Origin of the sequence: Pseudidiomarina tainanensis (assembly GCF_900115255.1) — a bacterium.
GTDB classification, from domain to species: domain Bacteria; phylum Pseudomonadota; class Gammaproteobacteria; order Enterobacterales; family Alteromonadaceae; genus Pseudidiomarina; species Pseudidiomarina tainanensis.
On sequence record NZ_FOYU01000005.1, the window covers coordinates 34,922 to 51,856 of the forward strand.

General features: G+C 45.9%; 16 protein-coding genes, 1 tRNA gene and 1 rRNA gene. 4 read left to right on the forward strand and 14 right to left on the reverse strand.

The window, feature by feature from the left end; all coding sequences use genetic code 11:
* Positions 1 to 17: 17 nt before the first annotated feature.
* From prfC to BM292_RS11565, 10 genes are all read right to left on the reverse strand, one after another.
* Positions 18 to 1,613 carry a peptide chain release factor 3 gene (gene prfC, locus BM292_RS11520; protein ID WP_092858740.1) on the reverse strand — a complete coding sequence of 532 codons (1,596 nt, stop codon included), beginning with the start codon at positions 1,611 to 1,613 and terminating at the stop codon, positions 18 to 20.
* 120 nt (positions 1,614 to 1,733) lie between these two features.
* A complete protein-coding gene (locus tag BM292_RS11525) occupies positions 1,734 to 2,375 on the reverse strand; it encodes an SCO family protein (RefSeq protein WP_165383929.1) in 642 nt (213 codons plus the stop codon).
* A gap of 2 nt (positions 2,376 to 2,377) precedes the next feature.
* A complete protein-coding gene (locus tag BM292_RS11530) occupies positions 2,378 to 3,121 on the reverse strand; it encodes a formylglycine-generating enzyme family protein (protein WP_092858744.1) in 744 nt (247 codons plus the stop codon).
* A 17-nt stretch (positions 3,122 to 3,138) separates the two neighbouring features.
* On the reverse strand, positions 3,139 to 4,290 hold the full coding sequence (locus BM292_RS11535; protein ID WP_245751943.1) for a multicopper oxidase domain-containing protein: 1,152 nt from the start codon (positions 4,288 to 4,290) through the stop codon (positions 3,139 to 3,141).
* A gap of 28 nt (positions 4,291 to 4,318) precedes the next feature.
* Positions 4,319 to 4,711 carry a c-type cytochrome gene (locus BM292_RS11540; RefSeq protein WP_092858748.1) on the reverse strand — a complete coding sequence of 131 codons (393 nt, stop codon included), beginning with the start codon at positions 4,709 to 4,711 and terminating at the stop codon, positions 4,319 to 4,321.
* A 182-nt stretch (positions 4,712 to 4,893) separates the two neighbouring features.
* Positions 4,894 to 5,598, reverse strand: a complete 705-nt coding sequence (deoD, locus tag BM292_RS11545) for a purine-nucleoside phosphorylase (protein ID WP_092858750.1) — start codon at positions 5,596 to 5,598, stop codon at positions 4,894 to 4,896.
* A gap of 8 nt (positions 5,599 to 5,606) precedes the next feature.
* Positions 5,607 to 6,830 carry a phosphopentomutase gene (locus BM292_RS11550; RefSeq protein ID WP_092858752.1) on the reverse strand — a complete coding sequence of 408 codons (1,224 nt, stop codon included), beginning with the start codon at positions 6,828 to 6,830 and terminating at the stop codon, positions 5,607 to 5,609.
* Between the two features lie 23 nt (positions 6,831 to 6,853).
* Complete coding sequence (gene deoA / locus BM292_RS11555; protein ID WP_092858754.1) at positions 6,854 to 8,176, reverse strand: thymidine phosphorylase; 1,323 nt, start codon at positions 8,174 to 8,176, stop codon at positions 6,854 to 6,856.
* Positions 8,176 to 8,943, reverse strand: coding sequence for a deoxyribose-phosphate aldolase (deoC, locus tag BM292_RS11560; RefSeq protein WP_092858756.1), 768 nt, complete (start codon positions 8,941 to 8,943; stop codon positions 8,176 to 8,178). The genes deoA and deoC overlap by 1 nt, the downstream gene beginning before the upstream one ends.
* The gene (locus tag BM292_RS11565; RefSeq protein WP_092858758.1) at positions 8,940 to 9,368 is read right to left on the reverse strand and encodes a cytidine deaminase; all 429 of its coding nucleotides are present in this window, start codon (positions 9,366 to 9,368) and stop codon (positions 8,940 to 8,942) included. The genes deoC and BM292_RS11565 overlap by 4 nt, the downstream gene beginning before the upstream one ends.
* A 172-nt stretch (positions 9,369 to 9,540) precedes the next feature.
* On the opposite strand from BM292_RS11565, the gene BM292_RS11570 reads away from it, so the two are divergent.
* Together BM292_RS11570 and BM292_RS11575 are read left to right on the forward strand one after the other, a co-directional pair.
* Positions 9,541 to 9,759: a YgaP family membrane protein gene (locus BM292_RS11570; RefSeq protein WP_092858760.1), complete on the forward strand. Its 219-nt coding sequence runs from the start codon at positions 9,541 to 9,543 to the stop codon at positions 9,757 to 9,759.
* 10 nt (positions 9,760 to 9,769) lie between these two features.
* Entirely contained in the window at positions 9,770 to 10,087 is a 318-nt protein-coding gene (locus BM292_RS11575; protein WP_092858762.1) for an ArsR/SmtB family transcription factor, read from the forward strand.
* Here BM292_RS11575 and rimI read toward each other — a convergent pair.
* The 3 genes from rimI to BM292_RS11590 form a co-directional block, all read right to left on the reverse strand.
* The gene (gene rimI / locus BM292_RS11580; RefSeq protein WP_177203847.1) at positions 10,084 to 10,575 is read right to left on the reverse strand and encodes a ribosomal protein S18-alanine N-acetyltransferase; all 492 of its coding nucleotides are present in this window, start codon (positions 10,573 to 10,575) and stop codon (positions 10,084 to 10,086) included. The two genes, BM292_RS11575 and rimI, sit on opposite strands and share 4 nt — an antisense overlap.
* Positions 10,545 to 10,901: a hypothetical protein gene (locus tag BM292_RS11585; protein WP_092858766.1), complete on the reverse strand. Its 357-nt coding sequence runs from the start codon at positions 10,899 to 10,901 to the stop codon at positions 10,545 to 10,547. Before BM292_RS11585 ends, rimI begins: the two co-directional genes overlap by 31 nt.
* Before the next feature lie 55 nt (positions 10,902 to 10,956).
* Positions 10,957 to 11,033: transfer RNA gene (locus tag BM292_RS11590), tRNA-Trp, on the reverse strand.
* Positions 11,034 to 11,185: 152 nt separating this feature from the next.
* Between BM292_RS11590 and BM292_RS11595 the strand changes: the two genes are divergently transcribed.
* Both BM292_RS11595 and BM292_RS11600 read left to right on the forward strand, forming a co-directional pair.
* Positions 11,186 to 12,961: an autotransporter assembly complex protein TamA gene (locus tag BM292_RS11595; protein ID WP_092858769.1), complete on the forward strand. Its 1,776-nt coding sequence runs from the start codon at positions 11,186 to 11,188 to the stop codon at positions 12,959 to 12,961.
* The gene (locus tag BM292_RS11600; RefSeq protein WP_092858771.1) at positions 12,958 to 16,392 is read left to right on the forward strand and encodes a translocation/assembly module TamB domain-containing protein; all 3,435 of its coding nucleotides are present in this window, start codon (positions 12,958 to 12,960) and stop codon (positions 16,390 to 16,392) included. Before BM292_RS11595 ends, BM292_RS11600 begins: the two co-directional genes overlap by 4 nt.
* A gap of 241 nt (positions 16,393 to 16,633) precedes the next feature.
* On the opposite strand, the gene rrf is transcribed toward BM292_RS11600, so the two are convergent.
* Positions 16,634 to 16,748, reverse strand: a 5S ribosomal RNA gene (gene rrf / locus BM292_RS11605).
* Positions 16,749 to 16,935 lie beyond the last annotated feature (187 nt).

Consider the following 16,935-nt stretch of genomic DNA (forward strand, 5'->3'; position numbering starts at 1 on the left):
TCCTTTTGGATTTGCTATTAGTGCTCCCGAGTGTGACTAAATACGATATCGGGGTAACGCTCGGTCGCCAAGCTCAGATTCACCATAGTTGGCGCGATATACGTTAAATTGTCACCGCCATCTAGAGCTAGATTTGATTCTGCTTTACGGCGAAACTCATCAAGTTTCTTCGCATCTTTACAGCTCACCCAGCGCGCTGTGGCAACGTTGATGCTCTCGTATACTGCATCGACGTTATATTCAGATTTTAAACGGTGCACAACAACGTCAAACTGTAGCACACCGACTGCACCTACAATCAAATCATTGTTGCTTAGCGGACGGAATACCTGCACCGCACCTTCCTCAGACAACTGCACCAAGCCTTTAAGTAATTGCTTTTGTTTCAACGGATCTTTTAAACGAATACGACGGAACAACTCCGGCGCAAAGTTCGGGATACCGCTAAACTTGAATTGTTCGCCACCGGTAAACGTATCACCGATTTGAATCGTACCGTGGTTGTGCAAGCCGATAATATCCCCCGGATAAGCCTCTTCCACTTGCTCACGGTCCCCTGCCAAAAAGGTTAACGCGTCGGCAATTCGAACGTCTTTACCAATTCGCACTTGGTGCATTTTCATGCCCTTCTCATACTTACCTGAAACGATACGCATGAACGCAACGCGGTCGCGATGTTTTGGATCCATGTTTGCTTGAATCTTAAATACGAATCCAGAGAAATCTGGGTGCGTCGCCGCAATAGCTGTGCCATCATCAGTTTCACGAGAAAGTGGGGTCGGCGCCCAATCAACAAGACCATCTAACATGTGGTCAACGCCAAAGTTACCTAAAGCAGTACCGAAGTAGACCGGTGTTAGTTCACCAGCGAGAAACATCTCTAGGTCAAAGCTATTTGATGCTCCTTTCACCAGCTCAATTTGTACACGCAGATCATCTGCGTAATCGCCAATGCGTGCATCCAACTCTGGGTTATCCAAACCTTTAATGACATCTAACTCTTGAATACGGTGACCTTGACCGGTTTTATAGAAAATCACTTCATCATTGAGCAGATGATAAACACCTTTAAAATTTTTACCTGACCCTATTGGCCATGTAATGGGTGCACACATAATATTGAGAACGCTCTCAACTTCATCCAACAATTCCAACGGATCGCGAATATCGCGGTCGAGTTTGTTCATGAAAGTGATAATCGGGGTATCACGCAGACGCGTTACTTCCATTAGTTTGATGGTGCGATCCTCAACACCCTTTGCACCATCAATCACCATAAGGCAAGAGTCTACTGCGGTTAAGGTACGGTACGTATCTTCCGAGAAATCTTCGTGTCCTGGCGTATCCAGCAAGTTAACCAAAGCATTACGATACGGAAACTGCATGACCGAGGTAGTCACCGAGATACCCCGTTCTTTTTCCATTTCCATCCAATCAGATTTCGCATGCTGACCCGATTTCTTGCCCTTTACAGTTCCGGCTTTTTGTAGCTTTTGACCGTGTAACAATACTTTTTCAGTAATGGTCGTTTTACCCGCATCAGGGTGCGAGATGATAGCGAACGTACGCCGCTTGGCGACTTCTTTGGCGATAGCTTTGGCCAGATCTGACATGCTGAACTCTTTTTCCTAATGGATAAGTCAATTTAAAGACAATAAATACGAAAGTGCCGCGAATTCTAACCGAATTCGCGGCACTTTTGTACGATTAACTCAATAAGACAGCTTGCCGCTTTAGCGGTGCAATAAATGATTCTCGTCGATAATCTTCACTAATGCGTTTACGGCCTCTTCAACTGGCCGATTCAAACCCTCAACACGCTCAACGACACGACCATGGACATCAAGCACAGTGACTAGGTTACTATGATCAAAGTCGCCGTCAGCACGCTTACGGTAGCGCACGCCAAGCAATGTTGCTAAAGCTCGAATGTTATTGTCATCGCCATGAAGGAATGTCCAAACGTCGTCACCCAAATTGTATTTTGCTGCATATTCAGCCAACGCGGCTGGGGTGTCGCGGTCTTGGTCAAAACTTACCATGACCAATTTCACTTCACCTTTGTACGCGTCTGGTAGTGCTTCAAAGATACGACGCGCATCATTAACTAACACTGGGCATGCAGTGGTACAGCTACCATAAATCATTGAAATAACAATCGGCTGCCCTTGGAAGTTCGCAAGCGTCAATGATTCACCAGTATGGGCTTGCCACTCCCCATCTAAATGATAAATCGAGTGTTCTTTATTTACTGGCTCAGCCTTGAACGTTGTGTGATTCATATGATCATGATGATTATGTTGGCTGTGATCTTGTGCTATGGCGACACCAGAGCTGAACAGTACGACCGATAAAGCTAACATTAAATTTTTCATTCTCATTTCTCCAAATCGTAAGCACAACGAAAGCCTAAAGTGCTAGTTGTGCTTTGTGGGCGATAATTGCTACGAGACTGATAACGAAAGAAAGTCGCGTAGCTCGCATCACCAAAATCAGCCATAAATCTCGCGCTATCGCCACAAGATCCAGCAAGCAAATCATTATTGTCGCCATTGGTTAGCAACAATTGATAATCTTCAACCCATTCATTCACGCGGTTGTGCATGTAATCCAGTTGTCCAATAGTTGTATCGACTTCCTGCTTACTGTAAGCAGTTGGGTTGCTGTGTCGCGCAAACAACATTTGTGCGTACGCTTTATCACTCAAACCGTGTTGCTGAAGATAGTAATTGGATGCATATTCCCATTCATCGAGTGTTGGTAATCTTCCACCTTGCGCATCACAATAAGCGCGAGCTGCAAACCAAGACACTTCTGTGACTGGCTTAGACTCATAGCCAGCAGGCACTTGATCAGCTACTGACCAGCTCTTCAAATAATTGCCGTCATGAAAAATAGCGGCAATGTTATCGCGACGCCATTTCGAGTTTTCCAACACAAATTCCAAATACTGCGCATAAGTGACTGGTGCCGCGTCTAGCTTAAATGCTGGCATCACCACAACCTCGACGGTCTCATCAAGTAGTACCGCAGGTTTATACTCACCAGCGGGAATGATGACCGGCTCGGCGGCTGCTTGCGCAGCCACCACCATACTCAAAACACTCAGCCACTTATACATAATCAACTCCTGTTGACTTATTTCTTGCGAGGGCCAGCGTATAACGCGCCGGCGGCACCACGCTCTGCATCAGCAAATTCATGGTCGACTATTTTGTAAACGCCCTCTTCTGGCACGATGAATTCAACTGTTGCACTGCTACTCGCACCCAGCAAAACAGTCTGCATGCCATACCAAGTGTTACGAGGGTCACCTTCAGCCCAAACCTTATCGAAAATTGCACCGATAACGTGGAAGCTTGAAGTACCTGATGGGCCTGCGTTTAAGAAATGTATGCGTACGCGGTCACCGGCATTGGATTTCAATGGGTTTTCGCTAAGTGCAGACACGTGACCGTTGAAGACAACGTGACTCGGGTCACGTGCTAGAGCCGCTGAATGGTTGTAGATATAGTCTTCACCCATTTGCTCTAAGTACATTTCTGATTGAACAATCACGTACTCTTGGTCAACTTCTTTGTCAGTTGGATAGCCTTCTTTTGGCGATACAACGACAGCACCATATTGACCCATTGCAGTGTGCATCAATACGCTTGAAGTACCGCAGTGATACATATAAGTACCGGCATAGTTCGCAATCCATTCAAACTCGATAGTCTCGCCTGGGGCAATAGTCGCCCACTTATCATTCGCTGCAACAGTACCGCTATGGAAATCCATAGAGTGAGGCATTGGCGCAACAACCGGTTGATGCTTCTGTAATTGGTTAGTAGCAATTTGGTCAAAATATGGTGCAGCACCTTTGAATGGCTTAGTAATCACAACTTCTTCAGTTGAACGGTTCTTCATTTTGAAGACAACGCGATCACCTTCACGAACGTGTAGAACCGGACCTGGGACGCTACCACCGAAAGTCCATGCGTTATAACTAACACCCGGTGCTACCTCAACTTTCTGTGAAAACACGTCCATACGAACTTCGTGTTCTTTGTTACCTTTGTAGTCAAGCTTGGCAAGGTTCGGAACCATAGTGATATAGTCACCAACCACCGCAGGGCCGTTGTAATCATCACGATAAATTTTTGCTTTTGGCATACCATAGATTTTGCCATCGATAACATATTCGCTATCGTGTTTTAACGGTACGTTTGCTTCGGCGATTACTGGTAGGCCAGCAAATGAAACGAGTAAGGCACTTGCTACTGCACTTTTAATGAAGGTTTTCATCATACTTCTCCAATGTATTTAAACTTAATTCTTAACGAACCGCTTTTACTTCAGTCGCTGAAATCTCTTTGCTTCCGCCAGCAAAATGTTTGTTCACATAGCTCACTACGGCAGCGATATCGGCATCACTTAAGTACGCCATAGGCGGCATCATGCCGTTGAACTCAGCACCATTCACAGTGACCTTACCGGATTTACCTTTGACGATGGTTTCTGCAATGTAGGCTGGTTTATCAGCAATATTGGAGTTGCCTACTAGAGGTGGAAATACGGCAGCCATGCCTTGACCATTCGCTTGGTGACATGCCATACAATTTTTCTTGTAAACAGCCTCACCGGCGTCGGCTTGTGCTCCAGCAGAAAACAGCGCGAAAATGGAAACCGCAGCGAAAATGCCTGATTTAAATTTATTAACGTTAGTCATCGTAATGCCCCTTGTTCGAAGTCTTTATCAGATGACTATAGGTTAGCGAAATACCGGGCTTTTACGAGTGAAATGAAGGAGTAAACGAGGGCTACCACTTTTAGGTTAAACCCTCTATTACTGTTAGTATGAAAGAGAAGTATTGATTAGATATACTTATGGAATAGATGAATTTTTAACAATTAAATAAGGGCATCTAGGGTCAGCTCAACCATCGCAGAAAATCCGAGTTGACGTTCTTGCGAGCTCATGGCTTCACCACGCTCGATGTGGTCTGACACAGTGAGAACCGTCAATGCTGATACTCCATGTTCTGCAGCCACGCCATATAAACCAGCGGCCTCCATTTCCACGCCCAAAATTCCCATTTGGGCAAGGCGGGAGCGTAATGCGGGGTCTGACTGATAAAATAAATCGGCAGAGAAAACATTACCTACACGCACATTTACTGCGCTTCGCTCAGCGTGCTCTGCAACTTTTCGAAGCAGTTGAAAATCTGCTATTGCCGCAAAGTCAAAATTGTTAAAGCGTTGACGATTCACGCCAGAATCCGTGCAGGCTCCTTGCGCTAAGATAATGTCGTGCAAATTAATATGAGGTAATACGGCACCGCAACTACCGAGGCGAACGAGTTTAGAAACCCCATAATGACGAATCAGTTCGGTGGCATAAATGGAGCACGATGGAATACCCATTCCGGTGCCCATAACAGATACCGGTTGCCCTTTATAGGTACCTGTATACCCAAGCATGTTCCGTACATCAGTGACACACTGCGCATTATCTAAAAACCTTTCAGCGATAAATTTCGCACGAAGTGGATCACCAGGTAATAAACAGAGTTCAGCAAAGGTATCTGCTGGGGCATTTATGTGAGGTGTTGTCATAGTTTATGTTACCGCTCATCAATAAAGGATTGACCAAAAGATGTCGATGGTAAGCCTAACCACGACGCAACGGTTTGACCGATATCAGCAAAGCTCTCACGGCGCCCCATCGAACCCGGCTCTATGCCTTCCCCCACAGCAAGAACGGGGACATATTCACGCGTATGATCAGTACCAGGCCAAGTTGGGTCGCAGCCATGATCCGCTGTCAAAATAAGTATATCGTCAGGTTGCATGGCGGCAAGAATACCAGGTAACAACATATCAAATTGTTCCAGTGCGCCGGCGTAACCGCTGACATCCCGTCGATGCCCGTAATCACTATCAAAATCAACTAAATTGGTAAAAATTATAGTCTGTGATAGCGCCTTGTGCATTTGCTCAATAGTTGTCGCAACAAGATCTGGAATACCTGTCGCTTTATATTTTTGGGTTATGCCTTGATGCGCAAAAATATCCGCAATTTTACCAATACTAATCACCTCGCCGCCCTGTGCGACAAGCTTATCGAGTACAGTTGGTTCGGGTGGTGGTACAGCGTAGTCGCGACGATTGCCTGTGCGTTTAAAGGTTGCACTATTATCACCCACAAATGGACGCGCAATCACCCGCCCAACGTTATACGGCTCGAGGAGTCGCCGTACACACTCACACAGCGCATACAACCTTTCTAACCCAAAGCTTTGCTCATGACAGGCAATTTGAAATACCGAGTCAGCGGACGTATAAAAAATCGGTTTACCGGTACGCATGTGCTCTTCACCGAGCTCAGCAATAATTTGCGTGCCCGAAGCATGACAGTTACCGAGGTGGCCGGGTATTTGGGTTTCAGCGACAATCTGATCTAGCAATTCTTGCGGAAATGAATCCTGCGGTTCAAGGAAGTAACCCCAATCAAATAACACCGGTACACCGGCCATTTCCCAGTGCCCTGACGGCGTATCTTTGCCAGATGAAAGCTCTTGCGCCCAGCCAAATCGTCCAATAATCTCTTGCGCCGGCTCAAGCCCTGCTGGCTGTTCGCCAGTTGCTCCGTAATAGGCTTCGGCCAATCCCAAACGCAGGAGGTTAGGGATTTTTAACGGGCCTGAACGACCGTCATTTGCTCTTCCAGCAGCGGCTTCGGCGGCAATATGGCCGAAGGTATCTGCGCCATCATCACCAAACTTATCGGCATCTGCAGCGGCACCGATGCCGAAAGAATCAAGTACAACGATAATGGCTCGAGACATCTTCTCACCCTCTATTGAGTTGCTCAGGGACGAATATATTGATGAATTATTGGATTACTGGTCGATACCTGTTGGCCAACCGTAAATGCGCGCTGCAATCGGTCGGCAGCAGTTTCCCACGCAGCTTCATCGCGCGCATACACCATGGCGAGCGGAGATTGCGAGTCAACCGAGTCACCTAGACCAACAATCGCATCCAAACCAACACCAAAATCGAGTTTATCGGAGCTCCGTTGACGCCCACCGCCAAGCGCGACAACAGCCATACCAACGGCGCGCGTATCAATATGCGTGACGATACCAGATTGCAGTGCGAAGACTGGTTTCGCCACTGGAGCCAACGGTAAATGCGTTGAATAATTCGTGAGTAAGTCGCTAGGACCACCGAGTTCTTTGATCATTTTTGCAAAAACCTCAGCTGCAGCACCACTCTCGAGAGCTCCGAGAACCTTTTCGCGCGCAACTTTTTCTGTTTCCGCAAGACCACCTAAAACCAACATTTCGGTACAAAGGGCAACTGTGACTTCATGCAACCGTGGCGCGCGATAATCACCCGTTAAATAGCGAATCGCTTCAATCACCTCGATGGCATTCCCTGCTGATTTCGCCAGTACTTCGTTCATGTCAGTCAAAATAGCAGACGTTGGTAAGCCAGCGCCATTCGCTACCGTAACTAAACTATTGGCAAGCTCGGTCGCTTTCTCAATATCTTGCATGACCGCGCCATTACCAACTTTAACGTCGAGCACTAAACCTTCGAGACCGGCAGCTAGTTTTTTCGACAAAATCGAAGCTGTAATGAGCGGAACTGACTCAACTGTCGCAGTAATATCTCGCGTTGCATAAAAGCGCTTATCCGCAGGCGCTAAGTCTCCCGTTTGCCCGATAATGGCGACACCGGTTGATTTTACCACGCGACGAAATTCATCCAACGACGGTACCGTTTGATAACCAGGTATTGAATCCATTTTATCCAATGTACCACCTGTATGACCAAGGCCTCGCCCTGAAATCATTGGCACATATCCACCACAGGCAGCAACAATCGGACCGAGCATCAAGCTGACCACATCACCCACGCCACCGGTCGAGTGTTTATCCAATACCGGTCCGTCAAGCGACATTGATTGCCAGTCTAAAACTGTTCCTGAATCGCGCATAGCCAAGGTCAATGCTACGCGTTCGTCAGCATTCATGCCTTGAAAGAAAATAGCCATCGCTAAGGCTGAAATTTGGCTTTCAGAAATTGCACCAGTCGTTAATCCATTTACAAAGAAACGAATTTGTTCCTCCGATAAAATCCCACCATCGCGCTTTATACGAATGATTTCTTGCGGTAAATACATTAATAGTCGTCCTTTTCTACTACGTCAGCGTCGTTAAGGGTATTGAGCAAGTTACCGAGCAGACTGCTAGCCCCGAAACGAAAGTTTTCTGCATGAACCCAATCAGCACCCATCATGGACTCCGCAAGCTCTATATACTGCAACGCATCTTCTGCTGTGCGAACGCCACCAGCTGCTTTAAACCCGCACTTAGCACCGCTTGCTTTAATTGCTTCCAACATAATTCTTGTCGCTTCTAACGTTGCATTTACTGATACTTTGCCGGTAGATGTCTTGATGAAGTCGGCTCCGCCGGCAATAGCTATATCACTAGCTTGACGAATCAGCTCTGGCGTTTGCAGTTCACCACTTTCAATAATGACTTTGAGCAACGCCTTATCAGCACATGCTACCTTGCACGCTTTGACTAATTGCAGACCCACTCTAACGTCGCCCTCAATTAATGCGCGGTATGGAAACACGACATCTATTTCATCCGCACCAGCTGCAACGGCTCTTGCCGTTTCGGCCTCAGCTCGTTGAATATTGATGCTGCCCTCAGGGAAATTCGTCACAGTCGCAACTTTCACTGCTCCTAAGCCTAAGCGCCCAAGCTCTAACTTGCTCCAAACTACCATTTCAGGAAACACACAAATGGCAGCAGGGGTCCCGTATTTGGTATTGGCAGCTTCACATAAAGCGGAAATCGTCTCGGGCGAATCATTGTTATTCAATGATGTCAGATCCATTAATTGAATTGCGCGCAGGGCGGCTTGTTTAATCATCATGATTTGTTTCTATATTCGTTAATGTCGAAATGGAAGGCATGGGGTAATAACGATGCGACCGTCCAACTTTCGAAACCAGTTTCACAAGTAGAAATGATGTCAGTATCGGGAGCTAAAAACTCAGCTAATACCTGCCGACAGGCTCCGCAAGGTGAGTATACTTGATCGCTCGGTGTATAAATGACGACTTTGGAAATGCTTTGCGGATCGACACCTTGCGCAATTGCAGTAAAAATCGCGGTGCGCTCAGCGCAATTAGAGAGCCCGTATGAGACATTTTCGACATTACATCCACTGATGATTTCGCCGCTTTTAGTCAGCAACACAGCGCCAACTTTAAACTGGCTATACGGGGCATATGCCTGGTTTGCAGCCGCTTTGGCTAGCGCCTTTATGGGATTAAGCTCTGATGGTTCAATACTCATAAAATATGACTGTTGTGTATGGCAGTAAAGCTTACCCCGATATGATTGGGAATCCAAGTACACCAAAAGGGAGAGATAATTTAGGTTTTACTAAATTAATGATCACGATCACTTTGCGAATTTTACTTTTAAAGCTATATTAGTTTAGTAACTTCTAAATTAGGGGATTCTCATGAGTGTTGAAAAAGCTTTAACTGCCTTTGCTGGCTTTATGGTGTTATTATCTGTCGCCTTAACTGTTTGGGTTCATCCCAATTGGGTCTGGTTAACGGTGTTTGTTGGTGCTAATTTATTCCAGCAATCATATACTGGATTTTGCCCTGCAAGTATATTTTTGAAAAAAGTATTTAAACTAAAAACTGAGCGCGAGCTTGCGCTGCAAAAATTATAGAGAGATAGCTATGAGCATGCTGATGGATGCTGAAATGCAAACTGGCGAAGCACAAGATGCTGCCGCTTTTTTACGTTCAATTGCGAATGAACATCGCCTTCAAATTTTATGTCACCTTGCTGGCGGTGAGAAAAGCGTTGGTGAGCTAAATAAGCATTTTCCGCTAAGTCCATCGGCATTCTCTCAGCATTTAGCAGTATTGCGTGAGCAAGGCCTTGTTAAGTTCCGCAAGCAAGCGCAAACGATTTTTTACTCAATTAACGACCCAGATACGATGCAATTCATGCAATTGTTGCGTCGTAAATTCTGTCCAACCTTTATCGATTAGCCAGTTTTGATTTGCGACTTTTTCATAATAATCGCATCTTCTCGGTCACCTGAGGCGGTCGGGTAATATCCCTTTCGTTTACCGAGCGTGTTAAATCCCAACTTTTCATAGAGCGCAATAGCCGGCTGATTCGACGCACGCACTTCAAGAAATAAATCTGCGTTGTTAAGTTGTGCCAAATGACAAACATGTTGCACAAGTTGCTGACCTACTCCCTGTCGTTGTGACTGGGCGGCAACCACCACATTCATGATGGTCCACTCGTCTGCGATGGGTTGATGTATCAGAATAAAACCTAGTAATTCATGATTTACTTCATCATACGCTACAAAGTTTTGGTAACCCTCAGCAAAACATGAACGCAAATTTTCGACAGACCAAGGTAATTGATTGGCGCTTTTTTCAATCTCAATCAGTTGAGGATCCCAAGTAAATAACTCAGAAATGGATATCGGCTTCATGACAGATGATTCTGAATCTGCTGCCAAATCCTCGCTTTGGTTGCTGCGTCAACGTTGGTCACAACGCCGAGATTAAGCGTAAATGCAGGATCCCATTGTTGCTGATTCGATTGAGGAATTTCGGCAAGCGCTGACGATGGTTGACCTAGCGTTAAGGATAAATCGACAAGCCATTGCGGATGCTTGACTGGCAATCGTTCTGATAGCTGCAACAGCCATTGGCCTAAACGATAGCAATACGCGACACTCGTCACAGTTTCATTAGTAGACGGCGATTGACGTCGCTGCCACAAAGGTAAACCCAATGCTGCAAGCGCATTTTTTTGTGATGTATTGAAGTTTTGGTTAGTCATGCGCTTAGCCTAGCCCAAACGCCTTCTTTTAGGAAGCTTTGAAAAGAAATGGAAATGGCAGGGGTGGAGGGATTCGAACCCCCAACCGTCGGTTTTGGAGACCGCTGTTCTACCAATTGGAACTACACCCCTGCAATCAAGGTCTGAATTATACTGCCCAAACTCACACTGGCAAGCGATTTATGCGCTCGCCTTTATCAATTGCGGGATTTTTCACCACTTATAGCAAAACGCGGTGTTATACTTAATTTTTCTCTACACTTACTGAAAGGTATTTCGAATTTATGAGTGTGCGCTGGTTGCAAGGACTGCTGTTTTTAATTCTAGTCATCATGAGTCTACCGGCTGTTGGTCAGACTTCGTGGCAACCACCTGATGCCAAGTTGGCAATAGAGATAGACGGCGTAAAAGGCGAATTATTAGCTAATTCACGCATCTACCTCAGAATCACCGCGCTCGAAGGTGAAACTGTTCCGTCAATTTTTCGCGTACGCTATTTAGCCCGACAAGGTGAACAAGAAATTCGCTCGGCGTTAGAGCCTTTTGGCTTTTATAACGTGACAGTGACCAGTGAAATCATTGAAACCGATGAGCTTTGGACGATTCGATATCAAGTCGACGTGGGCCCGGTAACAACTTACGATCAGGTTAACTTTGAACTAACTGGTGGTGCAAAGAATGACGAAGCTTTTCAAAAAGTAATCCGTTCACTACGCCCCGTTTCAGGTCAAGTTTTCAATCACCAAGCATATGAACGATTCAAAGCAACGTTACGAAACCTTGCGGCTGAACGCGGCTATTATGACGCTGCTTTCCTTAAACAATCCGTTAAAGTTGAGACATCGACACAAGTCGCTAACGTTGAATTAGTGTTCGACTCTGGTGAACGTTATCTGTTCGGTGAAACAAGCTTTTGTTGCGCATTTCTCAATAACAGCTTATTGGAGCGTTTCATTCAATATCAACCCGGTGAACCATTTACCACCCGCGCACTACTGGATTTACAGGTTGATCTGGCAGGAAGTGATTACTTTAATCGCGTCGAGGTAGCGCCACTTTGGCAAAACACCACGGAAAATCGTGTTCCAATTGATGTGACACTGTCACCCAATGAGCGTGACCGTTATCAAGTGGGCTTGGGTTACGGAACTGACACCGGCGCCCGTATCACTCTGGGCTTCGACCGGCGCTGGGTAAATGATCGCGGGCATCGACTCAGCAGTGTCATTCGACTCTCTGAAGTACAGAACACAGGCTTCGTAAGCTACATTATTCCAGGTAACAATCCTGCTCGTGACTCCTACAGCTTTAATGGGGAAATAACCGACAGATCATTTGAGGAGCAACGGTCAACCCTTTATAAAACATCGTTTAAGGATTTACGTCACTACGACCGTTGGCACCGCACCTACCAGCTAGCCTACCAGCGAGAAGATTTCGCATTTGGTGAGGAGCCGACAGAAACCTCTAATTTCTTAATTCCATCGGTTGAATGGAGTTTGATTGAAAGCTCAAACTTACCTGAAAATCGTAACATTATTGATGATGGGTACCGGTTATCGATCATGTTGCAAGGTGGCCATGATGGCGCTCTCTCTGATACCACCTTTGCATCGATAAAGGTTGGCGCCAAGTGGATTCATCGCCTGAATGATCAGTGGCGTATTTTGTTAAGAAGTGAAGTTGGTGCATTACGTGCCGATGACTTTGAAGTGCTTGGTCCGACTTTGCGTTTTTTCGCCGGCGGTGATCATAGTGTTCGCGGTTACGCGTACCAACAGTTAGGGCCAGAAAATAGTGAAGGCGTGGTGGTTGGCGGCAAGTATATGACCGCCAGCTCTGTTGAAATCGATTATGCTTTCAAACCCAATTGGCGCGTTGCGCTTTTCACAGATATCGGTAACAGCATGATGAATTGGGATGAGCGACTCAAGCAAACAGTTGGCTTTGGCTTTCGCTGGGTGTCACCGATTGGCCCAGTGCGGTTAGATTTGGCCATGGCGCTAGACGAACCAAGCAAACCTTGGCGCCTCCACCTCACTCTGGGGCCAGATCTATGAAGTTTATAAAGTATCTCGCGTGGACAATTATTTGTTTATTTGTGTTGGTGCCGAGTATCTTGCTCGCGCTTATCATGACATCTACTGGCTCCCAGTTCTTAATTGAACGGACATCTGAATACGCGGGTATTGAGCTGACATTCGAACAACTCGAAGGTAATTTAGTTAGCGAACTGACTTTAAAAAATTTGCGCGTTGCGCAAACGAACTGGCAAGCCAGCGCAAAATATTTATCCATAGCTTGGCAACCAACCGATCTGCTTGATAAACGACTTGTATTTAAGCAGATTAAAAGTGAATCATTCGAGTTCGAGACCTTATCGACGACGCCAACCGCAGAAGCATCTGAAAATATAAAGCTTCCACAACTTCAACTGCCTTTTGAATTGGTTATTGAAAATCTAAGCGCCATCACAAATCATGTCGTTGTCGATAGTGCCAAGCAAAAATTACCAGATGTTCGCGGTCGATTCGAATGGCACGACTCAACGGTTGCCATTAAACGACTTGAAGTCGAATACCAGCAAGTCACAAGCACAATGTCTGGCAACATCACCACAGCAAATGACTACCCGATTAATTTGGATGTGAGCTGGCAAGTAAATAGTCCTCTTGAAAAGTTGGCGATTGATGCCATAACGGGAACGACAATATTACAAGGGGACTTAAGCCAACTTAGTGCTGTTAGTGAGTTTGGTATTGCAGCGAGTCCTGAAATGCATCGTATTAACGTTCAACTCAAAGGTTTACTGCAAAGAGAACCATATTGGTTAGCCGACGTCGCCATTACGAATCTACCAACACAACCGCTATTACCATTATTAGTGCCCGCTGAGTCTCCCTGGAATGAGTGGTTAGCCGATTCCAGAATAACGCTTGTCGCCACCGTAGATAACCAACAGGCCGCAATTCAAACTTTGGATATAGCTCAGATTGGTAAGAAAAATGGAGCATTAAAATTTGATGGATTGCTGAGCAATTATTTGTCCTTTAATGACACACCAGAGCAGGTTCGTGTGCGCGGATTGCTGTCTGCCTCGACTATTGTACTACCCGCTGAAGTTTTGGGCATCGAGCTCGCCATTGATAGTATTGCCGGTAATATTGAGGGGAATCTCGATTCGTTTCAGCACAACCTCACAATCGCCGCAACCTATGCAGAAAATACTTCGGCGACAATGGATATTACGGGTGAAGGGAGTACAACTCATATCAATCTAGCGCAGGCATCAATTGATTCCCGTTTTTTACAGGCTGATTTCGCATCAACTATTATTTGGTCTCCGGAATTTACAATTCAAGCGCAGATTAACGCATTACGAGCCGAGCCGAATCAATTGCCAGAAGAACTCGCAAAACAAGTTAACTTCATCACAAATTTAGAAATCTTGGCACAAGGTGGCCTCACCTACAGTAACGATAAGATTAGTGCAGATAACTTCGCAATTGAGTTTGGCGACAACCATCTCTCATTGAACGGCGCTATGACCGATACTAAGCCTCTACGTGTTGAAGTGAAGCTTCCAGATTTATCTAACTTATACGCTAGTGACTATGTGGTGGGCGATGCTAATCTGGTTGGGACTATTTATGGAAGTTTGTCAGATAGATTGAACATTAGCGTTGAACAATTTGCGTTAAATCATCCAGATTTTGGTAACTGGGCTAATGTGGATTCCGCCAAAATTTCGACACCTATGGCGCAACCGTTAGCGTCATCAGTTGAGGGTTTGTGTTTAATTGCAAACTCGAGACGCACACCAGCCGAACTATGTCTTGATACACAAGCCAACGAATCTCTCCAAACCACTCAAATTAAGGGGCGAAACCTTCCTCTCTCATTGCTCAATCGCTTTCGTGAATCTGATGTGGCTGAGCGAATCTGGGGCCTTGCTAATTTAAGTACAACGATTAATTACGACACGAGTACTTGGTCACTTATTGAGTTGACCGGCGAACTACGCAGCGAGCGTACGATTTTATTTGCTTTAGACGAAGAAGTTTCGACCAGATTCAAGTATTGGCAGGTCGAATGGCAAGGTAATCTAGAAACGATTAACACCTCTATCACGGCAGAGTTAGAGGAAGACAAGGGTTTGATCATTGGCGACTTAGCTATAGATAGCGTCGATAAGGAAGCTAAGCTCGACGGCGAGGTGCTTATGGAGTTACGTGATCTCACCGTTATGCAGTGGGTGCTCCCCGACCTTCGTTACGAGCAAGCCCATGCATTGGCACAAATCAATATTGAAGGTACAACGGCAGCGCCTGAAATATCGGGTTCGGTAGAGCTAGCAGCACAAGAAATTGGTTTTGCTCAAAGCGGACTATTACTCACCGATGTCAAAATTGCGGCCTTTGATGCGCCTAACGTTGATGATGGCATAACGCTAGACGGACAGGCCCAATCAGGACAAGGTTGGATTAGCATAGCCGGCTTATTGCAACCGCTCAAACCAGAACTCGAGCTAACTATCAAAGGCGAGCAGTTTAGAGCAATTCAGGTACCAACGGCGACGGTCGATATCAGCCCAGATTTAAAAATTACATTACTTAATAAACGGATAGACGTTACTGGCGAGCTGAGAGTCCCGCTTGCTCATATTGACCAGCCTGAACTTGCTGAAACTGGTGTTACCGCATCCAATGATGTTGAAATATATAATAATGGCGAACCTGTTCGCAGCAACGGTTCTTCACTATACCCGGTTTATGCTGACGTACGCGTTACCCTTGGCGATGATATTAAAGTTTCAGGTTTTGGTTTTGAAGGTGAACTTGCCGGCAGTCTGCGTCTTACCGAAGCGCCAACCCGTGCATTAACAGCAACTGGCAATATTTCAGTCAAAGACGGTTACTATGAAATTTATGGTCAGCGCTTAGAAATCGAACGTGGTTCACTTATATACAGCGGCGGGCCAATTGATAATCCAGGATTAAACTTACGAGTGGAACGGGCATCTGAAAACATTACCGCTACGGAAGATGTACGAGTCGGTGCACAAGTAAGTGGTACCTTACAAGAGCCTGATTTTAGACTTTACTCAACACCTGCAATGCCTGATAGCGAAGTTCTTTCCTATTTAATTCTAGGACGCGGTTCGGGTACAACAACAGCCGGCAATGAAAACCTTCAATTACAGGCTCTGATTCTACTTGGCTCTAAAGGTACTGATCTGCTTGGAGAGTCGCTACAGGATACATTTGGCTTCGATGAGTTTGGTATTGATTCAACCATGAACCCAAATGATACCTCGTTCTACATCGGTAAATATCTTTCGCCTAAACTTTATGTGAAGTATGGCGTCGGCCTTTTTGAGGATACGAATACGTTTTTAGTTCGTTATTTGCTTTCAGATAAATTGATTATTGAAACGACGGCAAGTAGTGAGGCGCAAGGTGGCGATATCTTCTACACAATCGAGAAATAAGAGCTAGAGCGATATTAGCTATTGGATATTAGATATTAGTGGAAGGCAGAGACGAAAGGCGTTGTTTGTGCGCTACGCTGTTCGTGCGTTCACTGTTCGTCCGTGCTACGCACTGTTCGTAACCGAACAGAGAGGCGAAGCCGAACGGACGAACAGCGTAGCGGACGAATAACGAATCACGCTTTTGGGTCTGTAAACGAAAAAACCCCGAGCGCTAGCTCGGGGTCTCGTCGTATTTGAAGCCTGGCGGTGTCCTACTCTCACATGGGGAAGCCCCACACTACCATCGGCGCTGAAGCGTTTCACTACTGAGTTCGGAATGGATCAGGTGGTTCCACTTCGCTATGGCCGCCAGGCAAAAACTGTTAAACAATATAAACCCGCTGATTGTGCGTAATGAACCACTCTACATGAGCCATTCTTTGGTAAAAGCTCGAACTTGTGCCTTGGCCTTAAGCTCTAAACACCTTCGGTGTTGTATGGTTAAGCCTCACGGGCAATTAGTACGGGTTAGCTCAACGCATTACTACGCTTCCACACCCC